This window comes from Paenibacillus sp. SEL1, from assembly GCF_054602535.1.
Genome location: NZ_CM137723.1, coordinates 3,569,682 through 3,588,825, shown reverse-complemented (window position 1 = coordinate 3,588,825; position 19,144 = coordinate 3,569,682). Strand labels below are relative to the sequence as shown.

General features: G+C 44.8%; 18 protein-coding genes. 1 reads left to right on the top strand and 17 read right to left on the bottom strand.

Translation table 11 applies throughout. The features are described from left to right. Positions 1-48 precede the first annotated feature (48 nt). The 8 genes from ACYCSE_RS16420 to ilvB all read right to left on the bottom strand — a co-directional run bounded on the left by ACYCSE_RS16420 (position 49) and on the right by ilvB (position 9,362). Positions 49-1,152, bottom strand: coding sequence for an ATP-binding protein (locus ACYCSE_RS16420; protein WP_061829128.1), 1,104 nt, complete (start codon positions 1,150-1,152; stop codon positions 49-51). A gap of 337 nt (positions 1,153-1,489) precedes the next feature. Beyond that, entirely contained in the window at positions 1,490-1,906 is a 417-nt protein-coding gene (locus ACYCSE_RS16415; RefSeq protein WP_013309391.1) for a hypothetical protein, read from the bottom strand. 259 nt (positions 1,907-2,165) lie between these two features. Continuing rightward, on the bottom strand, positions 2,166-2,705 hold the full coding sequence (locus tag ACYCSE_RS16410; RefSeq protein WP_023987763.1) for a peroxiredoxin: 540 nt from the start codon (positions 2,703-2,705) through the stop codon (positions 2,166-2,168). A gap of 321 nt (positions 2,706-3,026) precedes the next feature. Then, positions 3,027-4,103 (bottom strand): 3-isopropylmalate dehydrogenase, encoded by a 1,077-nt coding sequence (gene leuB, locus ACYCSE_RS16405; RefSeq protein WP_076158045.1) that lies wholly within the window; start codon positions 4,101-4,103, stop codon positions 3,027-3,029. A 204-nt stretch (positions 4,104-4,307) separates the two neighbouring features. Next, the gene (locus tag ACYCSE_RS16400; protein WP_165176169.1) at positions 4,308-5,849 is read right to left on the bottom strand and encodes a 2-isopropylmalate synthase; all 1,542 of its coding nucleotides are present in this window, start codon (positions 5,847-5,849) and stop codon (positions 4,308-4,310) included. 124 nt (positions 5,850-5,973) lie between these two features. Further along, entirely contained in the window at positions 5,974-6,966 is a 993-nt protein-coding gene (gene ilvC / locus ACYCSE_RS16395; protein WP_013309387.1) for a ketol-acid reductoisomerase, read from the bottom strand. Positions 6,967-7,129: 163 nt separating this feature from the next. Further along, the gene (gene ilvN / locus ACYCSE_RS16390) at positions 7,130-7,615 is read right to left on the bottom strand and encodes an acetolactate synthase small subunit (protein WP_023987760.1); all 486 of its coding nucleotides are present in this window, start codon (positions 7,613-7,615) and stop codon (positions 7,130-7,132) included. 1 nt (position 7,616) lies between these two features. Then, entirely contained in the window at positions 7,617-9,362 is a 1,746-nt protein-coding gene (gene ilvB, locus ACYCSE_RS16385; RefSeq protein WP_061829126.1) for a biosynthetic-type acetolactate synthase large subunit, read from the bottom strand. Between the two features lie 613 nt (positions 9,363-9,975). Here ilvB and ACYCSE_RS16380 point away from each other — a divergent pair. After that, positions 9,976-10,416 carry a GNAT family N-acetyltransferase gene (locus tag ACYCSE_RS16380; RefSeq protein WP_061829125.1) on the top strand — a complete coding sequence of 147 codons (441 nt, stop codon included), beginning with the start codon at positions 9,976-9,978 and terminating at the stop codon, positions 10,414-10,416. 34 nt (positions 10,417-10,450) lie between these two features. Here the strand turns inward: ACYCSE_RS16380 and ACYCSE_RS16375 are convergent, their stop codons facing one another. The 9 genes from ACYCSE_RS16375 to ACYCSE_RS16335 all read right to left on the bottom strand — a co-directional run bounded on the left by ACYCSE_RS16375 (position 10,451) and on the right by ACYCSE_RS16335 (position 18,870). After that, positions 10,451-10,798 carry a hypothetical protein gene (locus tag ACYCSE_RS16375; RefSeq protein ID WP_023987757.1) on the bottom strand — a complete coding sequence of 116 codons (348 nt, stop codon included), beginning with the start codon at positions 10,796-10,798 and terminating at the stop codon, positions 10,451-10,453. Between the two features lie 262 nt (positions 10,799-11,060). Next, the gene (locus ACYCSE_RS16370; RefSeq protein ID WP_459698857.1) at positions 11,061-12,020 is read right to left on the bottom strand and encodes an ABC transporter permease; all 960 of its coding nucleotides are present in this window, start codon (positions 12,018-12,020) and stop codon (positions 11,061-11,063) included. A 1-nt stretch (position 12,021) separates the two neighbouring features. Next, positions 12,022-13,101 (bottom strand): ABC transporter permease, encoded by a 1,080-nt coding sequence (locus ACYCSE_RS16365; protein ID WP_069291470.1) that lies wholly within the window; start codon positions 13,099-13,101, stop codon positions 12,022-12,024. Further along, positions 13,094-14,632 (bottom strand): ABC transporter ATP-binding protein, encoded by a 1,539-nt coding sequence (locus ACYCSE_RS16360; RefSeq protein ID WP_023987756.1) that lies wholly within the window; start codon positions 14,630-14,632, stop codon positions 13,094-13,096. The genes ACYCSE_RS16365 and ACYCSE_RS16360 overlap by 8 nt, the downstream gene beginning before the upstream one ends. A gap of 141 nt (positions 14,633-14,773) precedes the next feature. Continuing rightward, positions 14,774-15,811, bottom strand: coding sequence for a BMP family lipoprotein (locus tag ACYCSE_RS16355; protein WP_061829124.1), 1,038 nt, complete (start codon positions 15,809-15,811; stop codon positions 14,774-14,776). A gap of 379 nt (positions 15,812-16,190) precedes the next feature. Then, positions 16,191-16,550 (bottom strand): 50S ribosomal protein L20, encoded by a 360-nt coding sequence (gene rplT, locus ACYCSE_RS16350; protein ID WP_007429517.1) that lies wholly within the window; start codon positions 16,548-16,550, stop codon positions 16,191-16,193. A gap of 52 nt (positions 16,551-16,602) precedes the next feature. Continuing rightward, complete coding sequence (gene rpmI, locus ACYCSE_RS16345) at positions 16,603-16,803, bottom strand: 50S ribosomal protein L35 (RefSeq protein WP_013309379.1); 201 nt, start codon at positions 16,801-16,803, stop codon at positions 16,603-16,605. Between the two features lie 20 nt (positions 16,804-16,823). Beyond that, positions 16,824-17,321, bottom strand: coding sequence for a translation initiation factor IF-3 (infC, locus tag ACYCSE_RS16340; RefSeq protein WP_013309378.1), 498 nt, complete (start codon positions 17,319-17,321; stop codon positions 16,824-16,826). Between the two features lie 310 nt (positions 17,322-17,631). Further along, entirely contained in the window at positions 17,632-18,870 is a 1,239-nt protein-coding gene (locus ACYCSE_RS16335) for a glycosyltransferase family 2 protein (protein WP_103047663.1), read from the bottom strand. Positions 18,871-19,144 lie beyond the last annotated feature (274 nt).

Sequence of the window (19,144 nt, the reverse complement as noted above, 5' to 3'; positions counted from 1 at the left end):
ATAAAAGAAATAGTATGTACAGGACCCCTCTGCGAAAACCTCCCCATATTAAACTACAGGAAGCGTGATTTTGAATTGTGTGCCACTTCCATGTTTACTGTCTACATGTATGAAGCCTCCGTGATTTTTGATAATTCGATAGCTCACAGCCAATCCCAATCCGGTTCCACTTTCTTTTGTTGTAAAAAAAGGATCAAATAAACGCGCCAATGTATTGTGATCCATACCTAATCCGTTATCTTCAATACAAATGTGGACATAATTACCCTCAAGCACTGTATGGATATCGATGAAGCCCTCTCGTTCCCCACTGATGCTTTCAATGGCATCCATCGCATTTTTAATCATATTGAGGATAACCTGCTTAATCTGCTTCACATCAATGGAAACCTTCATGAGCTCATCATTTTCGTCCAATGCAATCTGGCAACCCTTCATTAATGCTTCGCTTTCTGTCAGCATCACTACCTCTTTCAGCAAGCCCATCACAGATACAGCTGTTTTTTGCGGAGCCGAAGGCTTGGACGAATTTAAGAACTCATAAATAATGTCGTTCGCACGATCAATCTCTGTTAATATAATGCGGGCATACTCGTCCCTGCCCAACTCCACCAAATGTGGCCGAAGCAATTGAATAAAGCCCCGAATTGCGGTAAGCGGGTTACGGATTTCATGGGCGATAGAGGCAGAGATGCGTCCCAGCATCGCCAGCTTATCGTTTTGATACGCCGTCTGCTCAATCTGCTTATAATCCGACACATCCTTGACGCTAAACAAAAAATCCCCATCCATCTGATCACCATAGGTCACTGTTATCAACCAATGCCGACCATACTCATCAATCAACTCGTGATAGCGCTTTCTATGAAAGATAGTTTCTTTATAAATCCGCATGATTTTCTTCTTCTTAAACCGACTTAACTCAGGATGATGCAAAATTTGCATCAAATTGCGACCTGCTAGCGAACTCCGTGGTAGCTCCAGCAATTTCGCCATTTGCACGTTAATAAAGGTCAGTACCCCGTCACTGTCAAACAGCATGATACCACTATCCAGGTTCTCCAGCACATTTTCATACTTGTTATTGGCGATCTGTGTGGAAGGACAAGCTCCCACGGTATCAAGCAAGGCTTCTTGGAATTCACTGATCATGCCAGGCTTCCCCCTTGTTTCGGAATGACAAACTGGCCGTTTCGGACGCGTAATAATCTTGAAGAAGAGAAAGGCATCTATCGACTACCCTTCAATGATGTAGAAAACAGTTTCACAGAAATCCGACCATCTCTTTCCAATTCGAGTCTTATTTTATGATAGACAAGATTAAGGATCGCAGTCAATCGGAAAAAGTGTCGAATCCACATTTTTATCCTGTTTTCTTTCGTCATAATATCTGCGCAACATTACCAAAATGAAAGATTACGTTAGGAACAAGCGCCCTACACACCAAAGAAGCTCTCCAGAATTGAGAGCTTCTTTGGTGTGTAGGATGTCAACTGCCGCTCTTATTATGTTGAAGTCGGGATCGTCTTTGGCTCATAACGGCCAGTCTTCTCTTAAGCTCTCCCTGCCATTTTTCATCATTCATCTGTTTGGCTACCATCAATAAATCCAGAGATATGTCAATTTGACGCTTCACAATTTCAAACGCATCTTCACTTTCACGATTCACACAATTTTCAAATATCGTATCATCGTCTTCCATGACATAATCCTGAAAATCAATCTCGGTTGCCCCATCTCCATGTGCATATTCAGCCAGAATTTCATACTCATTTTCGACTTTATAATGAACTTCAATGCGACGACATACCGGGCAAAACAGCAAAGGAACATTATGAACTTGGGTGCGGTAATGCTTCAGCGTTCCCTTGGTTCCTACCATGCTTGCTCCACAGCAATAACTCATCCGGGCTCAGCCTCCTCTGAACAAAACCTGTTCTGCCTTGTTTATCTTCTACAATACCTTATTCGCTTTCATCAGGCAAAATTCCTCCAGAACACAACAACATTTCCATAATTATTTGTTACTTCACTCTATTTGTCTCATTTAAACTGGACATCCTCACATCTTGCGCTGCACAGAGCAGGCAAGCAAGCCCCCAATAACGGCAGAGTAACCGCTAGTTGGGGGCTTGCTTGTTTAATTTCAACTTGTGAAGCTTATATTACAGATTTTGATCGCCTGGTTTCCAGTTCATTGGGCACAAGCCACCGGATTGCAAAGCTTGCAGTACACGCAAAGTTTCTTCCACACTGCGGCCTACGTCGTTGTGGTTAACCACTTGATATTTCAATTCGCCTTCTGGATCAATGATGAACAAGCCGCGCAATGCAACGCCTTCTTCTTCGATCAGAACGCCATAATCGCTCGCTGTTTTTTTCGTGATGTCAGAAGCCAATGGGAAGTTCAGTTTGCCCAGACCATTGTTTTCTTTAGCTGTGTTGATCCATGCTTTGTGGCTGTGCACGGAGTCTACACTGATACCCAGAATTTCAGTATCCAGCTCTTTGAATTGGTCAGCAGCATCGCTCAACGCTGTAATTTCCGTAGGGCACACAAAAGTGAAATCCAGTGGATAGAAGAAAAATACGAGCCACTTGCCACGGTAATCGGAAAGCTTCACCGAACCAAATTCTTGACCGTCTCCAGTCACTGTTTCCAATGCAAAATCAGGGGCGGGTCTTCCTACCAATCTTTCTGCCATAATAATGAAATCCTCCTTTAAAATATGTAAGAAAAACACCGAATGTGTTTTCCTCAATCATCTGTATTGTAATGAACAACTTACTTGATAAATGTTATCATTCACTGAAATCAAAGTCAACATTATAACCATTACTTTTTTATAATTATTTTAAACTAGCTTAAAAATTCACGGTTTATTCACATTTTTAACTTTTGAATATACAAGTAGCTCCTGATTGCTCAGGAGCTACTGTGCTAAACATTTGTCGAAAAGGCTGTACTGTATAACCTTACTATATAATAGGAAGCTTTTTTTCAGAACAGGTGATTTACGGAGCTTTTAACGAATAGCTGCTGCGATCAGATCGCCCATTTGAGTTGTCGAGATCGCTTGAGATTTATCCACCGCAATATCCGCCGTACGGTGCCCTGCATCCAATACCTCAGCTACCGCTTTCTCAATGGCATCAGCTGCCTTCTCGTACCCGAAGGTGAGACGGAACATCAAAGCAACGGACAAAATCGTTGCGATAGGATTCGCCAGCCCTTGACCTGCAATGTCAGGCGCCGAGCCATGTACCGGCTCGTATAGGCCGAAGCTGCCTTCTCCAAGTGATGCGGAGGAGAGCATGCCGATGGATCCGGTCAGCATAGCCGCTTCATCACTGAGAATGTCACCAAACATATTTTCCGTCACGATGACGTCAAAGCTAGATGGACGACGCAGCAATTGCATGGCGCAGTTATCAACCAATACATGCTCCAGCTCGACATCCGGGTAGTCTACAGCAACCCGGTTAACGACTTCACGCCATAAACGGGAGGTTTCCAGTACATTAGCCTTATCCACCGATGCAAGTTTCTTGCGACGTTTTTGTGCAATTTCGAAAGATTGGCGCACTATACGCTCTACTTCTGTTACATTATATGCACAAGTATCGACTGCTTCCTCACCCTGAGGACTTTCTCGTCTGAACTTCTCACCGAAATAAATTCCGCCTGTCAGTTCGCGCACCACGATCAGGTCCGTTCCTTCCAACACTTCCGGTTTCAATGTAGATGCGTCCTTGAGACAGTCAAAGACGACAGCAGGACGAAGATTCGAAAACAGACCGAGCTCTTTACGAATGCCCAGCAGTCCAGTTTCAGGACGAAGTTCCTTTGGATTGTTGTCCCATTGGGGTCCTCCTACGGCTCCCAGCAGAACGGCATCTGCAGATTGACATACTGCCAGTGTTTCTTCCGGCAATGGTGTCCCCTTCTTATCAATCGCAATCCCACCAAACAGCGCATGCTCCGTTTCAAATGAAAGGCCGAACACTTCTTCCGTACGTTTCAAAATTTTCTCTGCCTCTGCGACCACTTCAGGTCCAATTCCATCTCCCGCTATTACCGCAATCTTTTTAACGTCTGCCATCACGTACACTCCTCTTGTTATACAGCTATACAACCGTATTTTTCATACCTTCTTTGTAACATACATGGCAGGACTTTGACCAAGATATAGAATCTATCAATTCAATAGGCACAGCCTATAAGCTGATTTTTTCATCAGAGAAAAAGAAAACAGGACCGGAAACATCCGATCCTGTATATATCCAACTCTTAAGTCTGCATAAAATTAAGATTTATAATCTACGCGATTACTGTAATTTTTACGCTTGTCGATCAAACCATTTAGCGCATCTACGTAAGCCCGAGCACTTGCTTCCAGAATATCGGTACTTACCCCGCGTCCCTGCACAGACAGTCCGTTTTGCGTCAGCACTACATGGACTTCACCCAGGGCGTCCTTACCATGTGTAACTGACTTGATGGAGTAATCTGAAAGTACAACGCTTTCGCTGCTGGCTTGGTCAATCGCATTGTAGATCGCATCGACTGAACCATTTCCTTCAGCTTCTGTCTCGATAACCTGACCTTCATCGTTAACCAGACGTACTTGTGCGGAAGGCGTAGCCTTGTTTCCATAGGTAACAAAAATCGTTTCCAGCTTAAAGACTTCAGGTGCATCGGCCAATTTTTCTTCCAGCAATGCCAAAATATCATCGTCCGAAACTTCCTTTTTCTTATCAGCCAAGTCCTTGAACTGCCCAAAAGCGCGATTCAGATCTTCTTCACTCAATTCGTAGCCCAACTCGATCAAACGCTCACGGAAAGCATGACGACCTGAGTGCTTACCGAGTACCAGCTTGCTTTCTTTTAGACCGATACTTTCTGGTGTCATGATTTCATAGGTCGTTTTCTCTTTCAGCATGCCGTCCTGATGAATACCTGATTCGTGCGCAAAAGCATTGGCTCCAACAATCGCCTTGTTGCCCGGCACGACCATCCCCGTCAAACGGCTAACCAAACGACTCGTGCGCGCAATTTCAGACAATTGCAGAGATGTTTTGGCCTGGAAAAATTCCTGTCTCGTCTCCAGTGCCATGGCGATTTCCTCAATGGCCGTGTTTCCAGCGCGTTCACCAATACCGTTAATGGTTCCCTCGATCTGATCCGCACCGTTCAGGATGGCAGCGAGTGTATTAGCAGTAGCCATTCCCAGGTCATTGTGGCAATGTGCACTCAATTGAATCTTCTCCACATCGACCACATTTTCCTTAATGTGTTTGAATATATTTCCATACTCGTAGGGTGTCAAGTAACCTACCGTATCTGGAATGTTGACGACAGAAGCCCCTTCCTGTACAGCCATGGTAACCATTTCAACCACAAAATCAAGCTCTGTACGACCTGCATCCTCCAAAGAAAACTCCACTTTAGGCAAATATTTCAACCCATAGCGTATGGCAGCACGAGCAGTTTCCAATACCTGTGCCTTCTCCATCCGCAGCTTATGCTGACGGTGAATAGGAGAAGTTGCCAAAAAGATATGGATACACGGGTCCTGAGCTCCCTTGAGTGCCTCGCGAACCGCATCAATATCCTGTTCCCTTGCACGCGAAAGACCAATAACCGTCGAATTTTTCACAGCTTTTGCTACTGCATTAACAGCCGCCAGATCACCCGGAGAAGCAGCCGGGAACCCAGCCTCCATACGATCGATTCCCAGCTTCTCCAACTGATGAGCGATCTCCACTTTCTCACGAGTATTCAAGTTCACGCCAGGTGACTGTTCTCCGTCTCTCAACGTTGTGTCAAATATATATATTTTGCGCAACCTAACGCACCTCCTCAGGATTAGGACCCTTAAATTACAATGCGGCTCACGCAATAAGCAGGGCCGCATTGTAATTAATATTTATAAATAATTCATGTTGTCGAGTTCATAGTACAAAAGATTATTACTTTTTGATCCAATGCATCATTTCACGCAATTGTCCGCCCACCACTTCAATCGGATGGTTAGCTTCATTACGACGAGTAGCCGTCAGGAATGCACGTCCAGATTGATTTTCAAGGATGAAGTCACGAGCAAATTTACCTTGTTGAATGTCAGTCAATACATCCTTCATGGCTTTCTTCGTATCTTCCGTTACCACGCGTGGTCCAGTTACATAATCGCCATATTCCGCTGTATTACTGATGGAATCACGCATCGTTGCCAATCCACCTTCATACATCAAGTCAACGATCAGCTTAAGCTCATGCAAGCATTCAAAGTATGCCATCTCAGGAGCATAACCTGCTTCAGTCAATGTTTCAAAGCCCGCTTTTACGAGTGCGCTCACGCCGCCACACAATACCGCCTGCTCACCGAACAGATCCGTCTCCGTTTCTTCACGGAAGGAGGTTTCAATTACGCCCGCACGTGTACAGCCAATGCCTTTTGCGTATGCAAGACCGATTTCTTTGGCTTGACCCGTTGCGTCCTGCTCAATTGCGATCAACCCCGGTACTCCAAACCCTTCTACATAGGTACGACGTACCATATGTCCTGGGGATTTTGGAGCAACCAGCAATACATCGCTATCTTTAGGAGCTACGATTTGTCCAAAATGAACGTTGAAACCATGGGAGAACAAAAGAGCTGCGCCTTTTTTCAGGTTAGGTTCAATTTCATTTTTGTACACAGAAGCTTGAGTTTCATCAGGTAACAAAATTTGAACCACATCTGCACGGCTTGTTGCATCAGCTACGTTCAGAACTTCAAAACCGTCGTTTCTTGCGACATCAGCTGATTTGCCTTCACGCAAACCAATAACAACATTCACACCACTGTCACGCAAGTTTTGTGCTTGAGCATGTCCTTGGCTACCGTAACCAATAACGGCCACTGTCTTTCCTTTCAATACGCTGAGTTCTGCATCTTTTTCGTAGTACGTTGTAACTGCCATGGTTAATTTCCTCCTTTTAATTGGACCCTTCATAATGAGCGGGTACCCCAAGAGACTTTCCCTCGTGCTCAGTATCTAAAAATCTCTTCGAGCCCCCGCTCTTATGCGGGCGGTTCTTTATTGATGTAATGCGCTATAAGCGGTAATTCGTTAAAGCTCCATATTAAGCATTGCCACGTATCATAGCTGTAACCCCGGTTCGAGTCAACTCCCGAATACCGTAAGGCTTCAACAACTCGATCATGGCATCAATTTTTTCTGTATCGCCAATGACCTGTACGATCAAGCTCGTCGTTCCAACATCAATTACAGCTGCTCTGAATGTTTCTACCACACCCATGATCTCTGGCCGCTGAGGCGGTTCTGCCTTTACCTTTATCATCGCCAATTCCCGAGCTACCATCGGCTTGGAACTGAGATCGATGACCTTGATCACATCAACCAGCTTGTAAAGCTGCTTTTCAATCTGCTCCAAGTTGTTCTCATCCCCTACAGTCACAATGACCATACGGGATAATCCAACTTCTTCCGATTGTCCCACAGTTATGCTCTCAATGTTAAAGCCTCGGCGACCGAACAGGCCGGACACACGTTGCAAAACGCCGGGTTGATCATTTACCAGTACAGCAATGGTATTTTTTGTTGTCATTTTACTCGTCCCCCATCAGCATTTGATCAATTGTCGAACCTTGCGTCACCATCGGATATACATTCTCTTCCTTGCTGACTACAAACTCGACAACGACCGGTCCGGGTGTATCAAGCGCCTCCTGCCAAGCCCGACGTGCCTCTTCCTTATTCGTAGCACGCAGTCCTTTGACTCCGTATGCTTCGGCAAGTTTCACAAAATCCGGACTTCCAGCCAGGTCAATGTGACTATACCGATTGTTATAGATCAATTCCTGCCATTGGCGAACCATTCCAAGAACCTGGTTGTTGATAATTACGATTTTAACCGGAATGTTATTAATTGCACAGATGGCTAATTCCTGCGAACACATCTGCATACCGCCGTCCCCGTTAATCGATATTACCAATCTGTCAGGATTTGCCATCTGAGCACCGATTGCAGAAGGGAAACCAAATCCCATCGTACCGAGTCCACCAGAGGTGACCCATGAACGTGGCTGATTGAATTTGTAATACTGTGCTGCCCACATTTGATGCTGTCCCACGTCCGTCGTTACGATTGCGCCGCCCTTGGTCGTTTCATCCAACAACTCAACAACCCATTGTGGTTTAAGCACCGTTTCAGAATCCTTATATGAATAAGGTTTCTCTTTCTTCCAATGCTGAATTTGCGCTCTCCATGCATCAGCTCGATCCGCACGTTTCACATCCTGATTCAGCAATTCCAGCACTGCCTTCACGTCACCCACGATAGGAATATCTGCTGCAACATTTTTTCCAATTTCAGCAGGGTCGATATCAATGTGGACGATTTTAGCTTGAGGAGCAAACCCATCCAACTTGCCTGTTACCCGATCATCGAAGCGGGCTCCGATACAGATCAACAGATCTGACTGTTGAATCGCTTGATTGGAGGTGTATGTTCCATGCATCCCCGGCATCCCCGTCCACAGTTCATGTCCACTTGGGAAACCACCCAATCCGAGCAATGTTGTCGTAATAGGAATTTCCGTTTTACGAACAAACTCGTAGAGTGCTTCATGTCCACCGGAGTATACAACTCCTCCACCTGCCAGAATGAATGGACGTTCTGCTTCGGAAATAGCTTGAGTTAGCTTGTCTAGTTGAATTTTGTTGGGTATCACTTTCGGGTTATAACCCCGCATGGTCACAGGTTCCGTTTGTGGAACAAACAACGTCTGGGCTGCAGAAATATCCTTCGGAATATCAATCAGCACCGGTCCCTTGCGCCCTGTGTTGGCAATATGAAATGCCTCATGGATGATTCGCGGCAGATCCTCCACATCTCTTACCAGATAGCTGTGCTTCGTAATCGGCATTGTAATTCCCGTGATATCGGCTTCCTGGAAAGCATCCGTACCGATCAGGGAAGATATAACGTTACCCGTGATGACCACTAACGGCACTGAATCCATAAAAGCCGTCGCAATACCAGTTACCAGGTTTGTCGCTCCAGGTCCGGAAGTCGCGATACAGACACCCACTTTACCGCTCGCCCGTGCATAACCATCTGCCGCATGAATAGCTCCTTGCTCGTGACGAGTGAGGACATGCTTGAAATCCTTAAAGCCATACATGGCATCATAGATATAAAGCACTGCACCACCAGGATATCCGAAGACACAATCTACTCCCTCCAGCAACAGGCTACGGAGTAAAATTTCCGAACCTGTAATCACTTCAGGCTTCATCCACTTTTCACGTAATTCATTGGTTGACCTAACTTCAGGAATTTGTGCACTCATTGGTCATCCTCCTTTACAAAATTTACATGCATCTGACATTTGTAAAAACAAAAAAACCTTTCATCCCTAGAACAGACTTGCTGTTACTGAGGGACGAAAGGCTGTAGCTTCCGTGGTACCACCCGTGTTTGCCCGATATTTCGCAATATCGAACCTTGGCAGGTACAGAAATCACAAAGGATCTCCATATCTGGCGTCTGTAACGTAGACCGTACGATTTTCCCTAATAGGTGATTCAGCGCACCGTTAATATCATCGGGCCCAAATACTTTTCAGGAAAACAGCTCCAAGGTGAGCTCGTTAAAAAGGGATTTTGGTGAAGCTTGCAGCTAATGCCTCACTCTCTGAACAAAAGAGCCCTAATCACTTCGTCCTCTTCATTGCCGTTGAGTTCATGTCATTCTTTCAAATGTTTAGACACATTATATGTCTCTCATCTGGGATAGTCAATACCCATATTTCATAAAAATTTATGTTTCTTTTCTGAAGCACCTCAGAGTCGCACGCTTGTAAGAGGTACCCGCATATTATAAAAAAGACCACACGGTGAGACAGTACACTCCTTCAAAGCCACGTCTTATCTTGTTAAAAGGGTAGAAAAGGAGGCCCGTTTATGATTCGAAAACGCAGCTATCAAGATGACAGCATTATCTTTCGTCTCATCGAGCAAGAGCTTGTCCCCCTATCGCATTTAAGTGCCCAAGAAATGGAACAAATACGCAAAGAATTACCCCGGCGCTTAAACCGGGGCATCACTTTTGTGGCTTGCAGACCGGATAATGCACAGGTTGTTGGCTTCATTCATGTTATGCTGCATGGCGAACTATTATACATTGATTTGATCGCAATCTCTTCGGCTCATCAAGGTATGCGATACGGAAAAAAACTGCTGGAGCATGCCGAACACTACGGACGACTGCGTCGCTGCAAGCGGGCTAAAGTTATGGTGGACGAAGACAATATCAGGGGGATCCATTTTTATCTGCGTCATCAATATCAAATGCTGCGCTACGTAGCTCTGAGCCGATGCCACGAACTCGAAAAGTCACTGTAAAAAGTATCTTTTTCGAGCTCAAGATTTTGTATGACTAAAATAAATTAGGGTAATACGGATATCCTACTCCGGGGTACCCCCCGTCTGTATACGGGCCTGGCTGCGGACCATATCCTGGTCCTCCATAACCTGGACCGTAGCCACCATATCCCCCACCATAGGCACCAATGTATGGAGCTGTGCCGATGGCAAGCAAGTCAAACAGCACCAGAGGAATAATCGCCTTCGTGTTTACTTTTTTCTTGCGGTTTGGTTGAAGAACCAGTCGGTTACCCGAAATGCGAATCAGCTTGCCGCTGACCTGGGAACCATCCTTGCGAGTAGCAAAGATGACTTTGCCAACAAGCTTCTCCACCTGCTTTCTGGTTACTGCCTGTTTCATCGTATTTCCTCCTTCTTTCTCAACGGATGGACAGATTGAACGGCTCCTTGATAGCTCATCACCACCACAAAATAGACCGGAGCTGACAGGGGCCGAGCGTCCCGTCCAATCTGCATAGCACAGTCTATTCCATTCATGCCAGTGGCGTATGTTTAAATGCCTGCACAATATAAAAAAATCTGGTACCTGCACATGCAGATACCAGATTTTTTATACACCAATGTACATTTTCAAAACATACACATCAGCTGTTTATAAGTTTTTAACGCTTGCTTGGATCATAAAGTTGACCCAAAGCGGCCGGAGCACGTGAACGTCCGACAGCCGCTACCAGTACAATAATCGTCAGGAGATATGGCAACATAAAAATAATTTCCTGGGGAATACTTTGGGACCATGCGAACAGCTGCACATAGTTGCGAATGGCTTGTGAAAAACCAAAAAACACTGCTGCGCCAAAAGCGCCGAGCGGATTCCATTTACCGAAAATCATAGCGGCAATAGCAATATATCCCTGCCCCGAAACTGTATTGTGCGAGAACATATTGGTTGTAGTCAGGGTGATGGTAGCTCCACCAATACCAGCCAACGCCCCACTGATCATAACACCAATATACCGAAGACGATTTACTTTAATACCCACTGTATCGGCCGCTCCTGGATGCTCCCCAACGGAACGCAAACGCAAGCCAAACGGTGTTTTATACAAAGTAAAATAGCCAATAATAACTAATAGAATGGCTAAGTATGTCGTTGGATAGGCTTGGAAAAAGGCTTTTCCTGCAATCGGAATATCCACAAGGTAAGGGATGGATATTTCGTTGAAACCCTGGATCCGACCCGTGTCACCATCACCCTCAAATAAAAGCTTGACCATGTACAGTGTACTACCTGCTGCTAAAAAGTTGATAACTATACCACTTATTACCTGATCAGCTTTAAACGTAACAGAGGCTACAGCATGAATTAGCGAAACCAGAATACCGAACACCGCAGCTGACAGCACACCTACCCAAGCCGCAGAGGTGCCTCCTAGTCCAGCTTGCTCGGCATAAAATCCGCCAACACCCGCTGCAAACGCTCCAAATACCATAAGTCCTTCCAACCCGAGGTTCGTTACACCGGATTTTTCTGAAAAAACTCCGCCGAGAGACGCAAAAATAATCGCCGTCGCAAAAACGAGCGTTGTATGGATTAATTCACCAAGTGTTAACCAACTCATTTTACAACACCTTCTCTTTCTTCCGCTTGGAGTAGAGCGGCTTCACAACCCAACGTACAATACCTTGGGCCGCAATGAAGAAAATAATCGAGCCAATGACAACCCGGATAATTTCGGGCGGTACATCTGCGCTAAAGCTCATCCCCGCAGAACCATACGTAAGCGTTCCGAACAAAACAGAACCGAGCAGCACACCGAATGGGTTATTCATCCCAATCAGAGCTACAGCGATACCGTCAAAGCCGGTTCCCGGTGATCCTGCCATGACAGATTGATAATGGAATACTCCCAGTACTTCAAAGGCGCCTGCCAATCCGGCAAAAACTCCACTAATAAACATCGCTTTTATGATATTACGATTTACATTCATACCTGCATAGCGGGATGCATCCTGATTAAATCCGACAGCCCGAAGCTCATAGCCTTGCTTTGTTTTCCACATGAAAATGTAGAAAAAGACTGCCGCCAGCACTGCAATAACTGTACCCCAATGTACCCGAGCATTCCCCATCATCTGGGACAGCCATTCGATGGAAATTGAAGCAGAAGGCTGAATATCCACAGAACGATTTTCACCTTCCATAAGTGCGAACTGATTGATCACCAAATTAGCCAAATACAGACCGATCCAGTTCATCATAATACATGTAATAACTTCATTCACGCCTCGTTTGGCCTTCAAATAGCCAGCAATCGCAGCCCACAGACCTCCGAAAACTGCACCTGCAATCACAGCCAACGGTGCATGAATGATAGCTGGCAACCCATGGAGTTTAATGCCCACAATCGAAGCAGCTGTCATACCTACCAGAAACTGACCTTCGCCGCCAATATTAAACAATCCGGCGCGGGCCGCAAAAGCAAATGCCAACCCCGTTAAAACCAGCGGAGTCATCTCACGGATAGCCTCTCCAAAGTTATAAGAATCTCCGTAAACACGGCTAAACAAAGCAGAATAGGCCACAATAGGGTCATACCCGCCAATCAGCATCACAATAGCACCCAGAAGGAGACCCAAAATAATAGAGACCAGCGCCAGTACAAAGGAGTCTTTTGTGAATATTTTCAATAGATTAGCCATTCTCTACTCCTTTCTTCACTGCACTTCCTGCCATCATCAGTCCCAGTTCCTGGTCATTCGTTTCTTCTGGCAGCACTTCCCCGACAATCTTGCCCTCATAGATGACAGCAATTCGGTCGGATACATTCATAATCTCATCCAGTTCAAAAGATATGAGCAACACAGCTTTACCTTGGTCCCGCTGGGCAATCAGTTGTTTCTGGACAAATTCAATAGCTCCGACATCCAGACCGCGTGTAGGCTGTGCTGCAATGAGAAGGTCTGGATTTTTATCAATTTCACGCGCAATGATAGCCTTCTGCTGGTTCCCACCAGATAATGCTCTTGCCTTCGTGTGAATATCCGGTGTTCTTACATCAAACTTTTCGATAAGACTTTTGGCCTGTTTCTCTATAGCATCTTTGTTCAAGAAGCCATTTTTACTGTAAGGCGCCTGGTAATACGTCTCCAGTACCATATTTTCACTCATAGAAAAATCGAGCACCAGCCCATGCTTATGACGGTCTTCTGGTATATGGGAAACGCCTGCCTCTGAAATTTTGCGCGGTGGCTGATTGGCCACCTCTTGTCCGAGCAAACGAATGCTTCCGCCATCCACCTTGCGTAAGCCTGTCAAAGCTTCAATCAGCTCACTCTGTCCATTTCCATCTACTCCGGCAATCCCCAAAATCTCGCCCGCCTTGACCTGCAGGTTCAACTCATTTAGAACATTAATGCCATCCTTGTTTTTAGAAATTACATTGTTCATTTCCAGTACTGTTTGTCCTGGTTGCGCAAGCTGCTTGTCCACTTTAAAGGACACGCGACGGCCCACCATTTTCTCAGCCAGCTCATTTGGTGTTGTTTCAGACGTCTTGACCGTATCAATAACCTGACCTCGGCGAATGATCGTAACGGTATCTGCAATTTGCATGATTTCTTTAAGTTTATGAGTAATAAGAATAATTGATTTGCCTTCAGCGACCAAGCGCTTCATAATATCCAGCAACTCAGTGATCTCCTGCGGTGTCAGTACAGCTGTAGGCTCATCGAAAATCAGAATATCTGCACCGCGATAGAGCGTTTTGATAATTTCTACACGTTGCTGCATACCAACAGATATATCCTCAATTTTGGCATTCGGATTTACCTGAAGACCGTACTGCTCAGACAACCGCTGTACTTCTGCGGCAGCCTTTTTATAATTGATTTTCAGACCCTTACGTGGCTCCGAGCCCAGGACAATATTTTCGGTAACGGTAAACGGCTGTACGAGTTTAAAATGCTGATGCACCATGCCAATCCCCAGATCAATCGCCTTATTTGGACTATCAATCTGTACGGGTTTACCTCCGATTTCAATTGTCCCTTCATCCGGCTGATACAGTCCGAAAAGAATATTCATAAGCGTAGATTTACCCGCGCCATTCTCACCCAAAAGGGCATGAATTTCTCCCTTATGCAGCTTGATGCTGATGGAGTCGTTGGCAACGATGCCGGGGAATCGTTTTGTAATTTGCTTTAACTCAACGACGGGGGTCGCTGCATCCATGAGATCACCCTTATACACTTTATAGTATGTGCTCCAATGAGCTGATTTTGCCCGTTATAATCCATATAACTCCAGACGTAAGAACAAGGCTAGTCTTATGAACCAGCCTTGTCGCTACTTCTATGTTCTTCAAGCCAAAACTTATTTCGAAGGAACTGTAATTTCGCCCTTAATAATTTTTTGCTTGTATTGTTCTACAAGATCAAGCACGTCTTTAGGTACGTTTTTCGTTGATGTGTCTGCCAAACCAATACCATTATCCTTCAGAGCCAGTGTCTCGACACCACCCTTAAATTTACCATCAATTACTTCTTTAGATACGCGTTTTACAGCTTCATCTACACGTTTTACCATCGAAGTCAATGTTACGTCGTCACCAAACTCAAGTGATTGGTCTTTATCTACGCCAATAACCCATACTTGCTGACCTTGTTGCTTACGTGCGAGTGCTTCATTAAATACACCTGTACCAGATCCGCCAGCTGCATGGAAAATAATATCCGCACCGCTGTTATAGATCGTCGCAGCTGCTGCTTTACCCAGGTCCGGCTTATCAAATGCACCTGTGTAGTTAACTTCCAATTTTGCATTTGGATTTACAGCTTTAATTCCTGCTTCGAATCCTTTTTCAAAACGTTTGATCAATGGGCTGTCTTGTCCACCCACAAAACCTATTTTGTTTGTTTTGGTAAGCTTACCAGCTACAACCCCCACCAAGAAGGAACCTTCATTTTCAGCAAAAACAACCGATTTTACGTTAGGCGCATCCACGACACTGTCAATGATCGCCAAATTCTTGCTTGGGTTGTCTTTCGCTACTTGTCCAATCGCATTCGCCAGATTAAAACCGATTCCCCAAGTCAGGTTAAAATCACCCTTAACAAATTGGTTCAGGTTAGGAATATAATCTTGATCGGATTTACTTTGCAGGTATTTAACTTTAACGCCCGATTCTTTCTCAGTGGCTTGTAGTGCCTCCCAAGCAGATTGGTTAAACGATTTGTCGTTTACTCCACCCACATCTGTAACCATGCCGATTTGGACATTCGATGTTTTGGCAGAACCACCTGTGTCTCCACCATTTGCGTTGGACGCCCCTTGATTTTTGTTACCGCAGCCTGCGAGAATGACCGAGATCGCCAGCAGCATAACCAAAGACATACTGAACATTTTCTTCATGCTGATACTGTTCCCCCTTAGTGTTAGATCCCTGGACTGTCTCTTTTCTTTGAACATGTACATGCTCATTGCATGTCATTTACTGACGAGACAGATCGTACAGAAGACTTACTTTAGAGATTATACAATTATGATCGGCTAAAATCTAGACAATTAATAACCTTGGGTCAATTTTTTTTAAAATCTCATCAATGTAAGCGTTACAAAGTTAAAAAAAACATACATTCTTCCATCTCACGTCATATTTATTCGTATTTTGGAGAAAACGAAGTCTTTTCCGTAACATTGAGTATGTACAAAAAAAGGCATCCCTACACAGCGTACTGCTTGGGATACCTTTTTACCGCTTTCGCGGTTTCCACGCCTTCATTATTAATAATTAAGCGTTGATTTTGCCTTTAGCAACAGTTGCCAAAGAGTTGAATGCATTAATATCATTGACTGCAAGATCAGCCAAGATTTTGCGGTTAATGTCCACACCAGCCAATTTCAGGCCGTGCATCAATTTGCTGTAAGACAAACCGTTCAAACGAGCTGCTGCGTTGATACGCACGATCCACAGTCTACGGAAGTTACGTTTCGTCTGACGACGGTCACGGTATGCGTAAACAAGCGATTTCATTACCTGCTCGTTAGCTGTTTTAAAAATGCGGTGTTTGGAACCAAAATAACCTTTAGCAAGCTTCAATACTTTTTTATGACGACGACGAACGACGAATCCGCCCTTTACTCTTGCCATATCAATAGACCTCCCAAATAATGTTTATGCTTCATTCATTGCAGTGCTAGTGCTATTTCAGGTTAGCAAGACCTTGTTTCAGACGCTTAACGTCCCCAGGTGCCATCTCAGGGTTAGTACCCAGAACGCGTTTTGCACGTTTGGATTTGTGGGAAAGCAAATGGTTTTTGTAAGCTTTGTAACGCATTACTTTACCAGTACCGGTAATTTTGAAGCGGCCTTTAAGGCTGCTATGTGTTTTCATTTTAGGCATTGAACTTCCTCCTTAATTTGTCATTGACTCTTTGGAGCCAATATCATAATCATGCTGCGTCCTTCGAGCTTGGGTTGGCGCTCCACGGTACAAAGATCAGCAACTTCCAATTTCACACGTTCGAGAATTTTTTGACCCACATTAGCATGGGTAATTTCACGACCGCGGAAACGAACGGAGCATTTCACCTTGTCCCCTTCATTCAGGAACTTTACCACATTGCGAAACTTGGTTTGGTAGTCATGTTCCTCGATGTTGGAACGGAACCATACCTCTTTGATGTCAACGATCTTCTGGTTTTTACGGGCTTCCTTTTCTTTCTTCTGTTGCTCATAGCGGAATTTACCGTAATCCATAATCCGACACACGGGCGGCTTCGCTTGAGGCGCCACGTTTACGAGATCCAAGTTTGCGTCAATCGCCATTTGCAAAGCTTCACGCGTCGGTGTAATCCCGATTTGTTCCCCATTCGCACCAACTAGACGTACTTCTCTCACCCGAATCTCATCATTGATCATATGTTCCTTACTAATAACCCTCCACCTCCAGAACCTGTTATTGTTGTATTGTGTTTAAGCACAAAAAAGGGATGACGACTATACAGCCGACATCCCTGTTTGATACTCAATTCATCATGAAAGTTCAATTCACAAATCATTGGATCATGACCAGCCGGCAATACCGGGCAGGTGAGAAGTCGGACCTTCTACTTATTAATCCATACTTTTCAATTAACATACTCAAATATCTTATCACGGTGCAATCGAGGTGTCAACACTTTAATAAAAAATGAATGACACCGATCTTCAGTCCTATTTTACCGTCCAATTAACCTTGCTTGCTCTGAACCTCTTCCAGGCGAACGACACGCGTATGCTGGGTATGGCTCCATTGCTTGTTGTTCTGTGTAAAGAACGCATAGAACGTAATCGGATACCACGAGACCAGATATACCGGGAATAGCAGCAGGTACAGATATACTTTTTTGAACGTGACCTTTTCCAAAATCATCGCGATCACAAAGGTAGCAATATTCAGACCCACAGCTATAGCACCGGTCCAAGCCGGGAATTGCACATAAATATTTTCGATATTAGGTCCACCAAATAACGCAATATCTATCCACATAGCTACTGTCATCAAGAAGGTGAGCAGTACGATATACACGTTTAGACCATAAAGAGCCATATCGAATTTAATCAGGCTTCTATGCTTGATACTTTGCCACAGCAACGGGAAGAAATAACGACGAGCAACCGTGAAATGACCTTGCATCCAGCGCAGACGCTGTCTGGACGAAGCTTTGAACGTCAACGGCTTTTCATCATATACCTTGGCATCGTAATTAAATCTTGGATATACGTTGCGTTGTGTGCAGCGCATGGTGAATTCCAAATCCTCTACGAGACTTGTTGCACCCCAGCCCATTTCCTTAAGCAGATTTGTTTCAAAGCACATGCCTGTACCACCGAGGAAATTAGCCATGTTCAGATTGTGACGTGACAGCTGCCACAAACGGTTGATGTACCAATAAGATACCCCGTATGCCGCTGTAATCCAAGAATCCTCAGGATTCTTAGTATCAATGTACCCCTGAATAACACGGGCACCTGTGCACAGATCATTGTTCATTTCACTCAAGAAATTGGTATGCGCCAAATTGTCAGCATCAAACATGACAATGGCATCATATTGGCGCGGCATAGCCCATAATTCCTTGAGCATCCACTCAATAGCGTAGCCTTTACCACGCAGATTCGGATTCGTACGTTCACAAGCATTCATGCCGTGAGCGCGAACGATGTCCGCAGTCTTATCTGTACAGTTATCACAGATTACGAACACATCGTAAAGTTCCTTCGGATAATCAAGTTGCTTCAAATTTTCCATCAATGCTCCGACAACCTGTTCTTCATTGTGGGCAGCGACTAAAATGGCAAATGATTTTTCTGGAGCCGCGTGCTCTTTCCTTTTCTTGCGAACCAATCCGAACAAGGAGAATGCAAACTGATAGACTGCGATCACCGCCAGTATAATCTGGAGTGTCACGAAAATAGCGTCTAACATGATCTCTTGTTACCCCCTTTTTTATACCCCTTAAAATCTTGCGTTTGTTTGTTTTCTATCTGTGTAGCGCAAGTTGCGGCGCTTTGCGCGCCTTTTCTGTAGTTTTTGACCCGACCCTTGCTTTCTTCATTGGCTGTGTGCAGCCCCCTTTTGGCTGACACAGGAATGCCATTACGATTTTCGTTGGTTTTCAATCTTTTGTCAAAGCCCTTAAACCGGTCTCAGCAGCAAAAAAACACAACAAACTCCCGTTTGAACCGGGAATGCGGCGCTG

Excerpts from the sequence above, each read along its gene's own strand:
- leuB (WP_076158045.1), bottom strand. The coding sequence starts at position 4,103 with ATGGCAGACGTTAAAAAGATTGCGGTAATAGCGGGAGATGGAATTGGA.
- infC (WP_013309378.1), bottom strand. The coding sequence starts at position 17,321 with ATGATCAATGATGAGATTCGGGTGAGAGAAGTACGTCTAGTTGGTGCG.
- ACYCSE_RS16335 (WP_103047663.1), bottom strand. The coding sequence starts at position 18,870 with ATGTTAGACGCTATTTTCGTGACACTCCAGATTATACTGGCGGTGATC.
- ACYCSE_RS16365 (WP_069291470.1), bottom strand. The coding sequence starts at position 13,101 with ATGGCTAATCTATTGAAAATATTCACAAAAGACTCCTTTGTACTGGCG.
- ACYCSE_RS16360 (WP_023987756.1), bottom strand. The coding sequence starts at position 14,632 with ATGGATGCAGCGACCCCCGTCGTTGAGTTAAAGCAAATTACAAAACGA.
- ACYCSE_RS16375 (WP_023987757.1), bottom strand. The coding sequence starts at position 10,798 with ATGAAACAGGCAGTAACCAGAAAGCAGGTGGAGAAGCTTGTTGGCAAA.
- rpmI (WP_013309379.1), bottom strand. The coding sequence starts at position 16,803 with ATGCCTAAAATGAAAACACATAGCAGCCTTAAAGGCCGCTTCAAAATT.
- ilvC (WP_013309387.1), bottom strand. The coding sequence starts at position 6,966 with ATGGCAGTTACAACGTACTACGAAAAAGATGCAGAACTCAGCGTATTG.
- ACYCSE_RS16415 (WP_013309391.1), bottom strand. The coding sequence starts at position 1,906 with ATGAGTTATTGCTGTGGAGCAAGCATGGTAGGAACCAAGGGAACGCTG.
- ACYCSE_RS16410 (WP_023987763.1), bottom strand. The coding sequence starts at position 2,705 with ATGGCAGAAAGATTGGTAGGAAGACCCGCCCCTGATTTTGCATTGGAA.
- ACYCSE_RS16355 (WP_061829124.1), bottom strand. The coding sequence starts at position 15,811 with ATGAAGAAAATGTTCAGTATGTCTTTGGTTATGCTGCTGGCGATCTCG.
- ilvN (WP_023987760.1), bottom strand. The coding sequence starts at position 7,615 with ATGACAACAAAAAATACCATTGCTGTACTGGTAAATGATCAACCCGGC.
- rplT (WP_007429517.1), bottom strand. The coding sequence starts at position 16,550 with ATGGCAAGAGTAAAGGGCGGATTCGTCGTTCGTCGTCGTCATAAAAAA.
- ACYCSE_RS16420 (WP_061829128.1), bottom strand. The coding sequence starts at position 1,152 with ATGATCAGTGAATTCCAAGAAGCCTTGCTTGATACCGTGGGAGCTTGT.
- ACYCSE_RS16380 (WP_061829125.1), top strand. The coding sequence starts at position 9,976 with ATGATTCGAAAACGCAGCTATCAAGATGACAGCATTATCTTTCGTCTC.
- ilvB (WP_061829126.1), bottom strand. The coding sequence starts at position 9,362 with ATGAGTGCACAAATTCCTGAAGTTAGGTCAACCAATGAATTACGTGAA.
- ACYCSE_RS16370 (WP_459698857.1), bottom strand. The coding sequence starts at position 12,020 with ATGAGTTGGTTAACACTTGGTGAATTAATCCATACAACGCTCGTTTTT.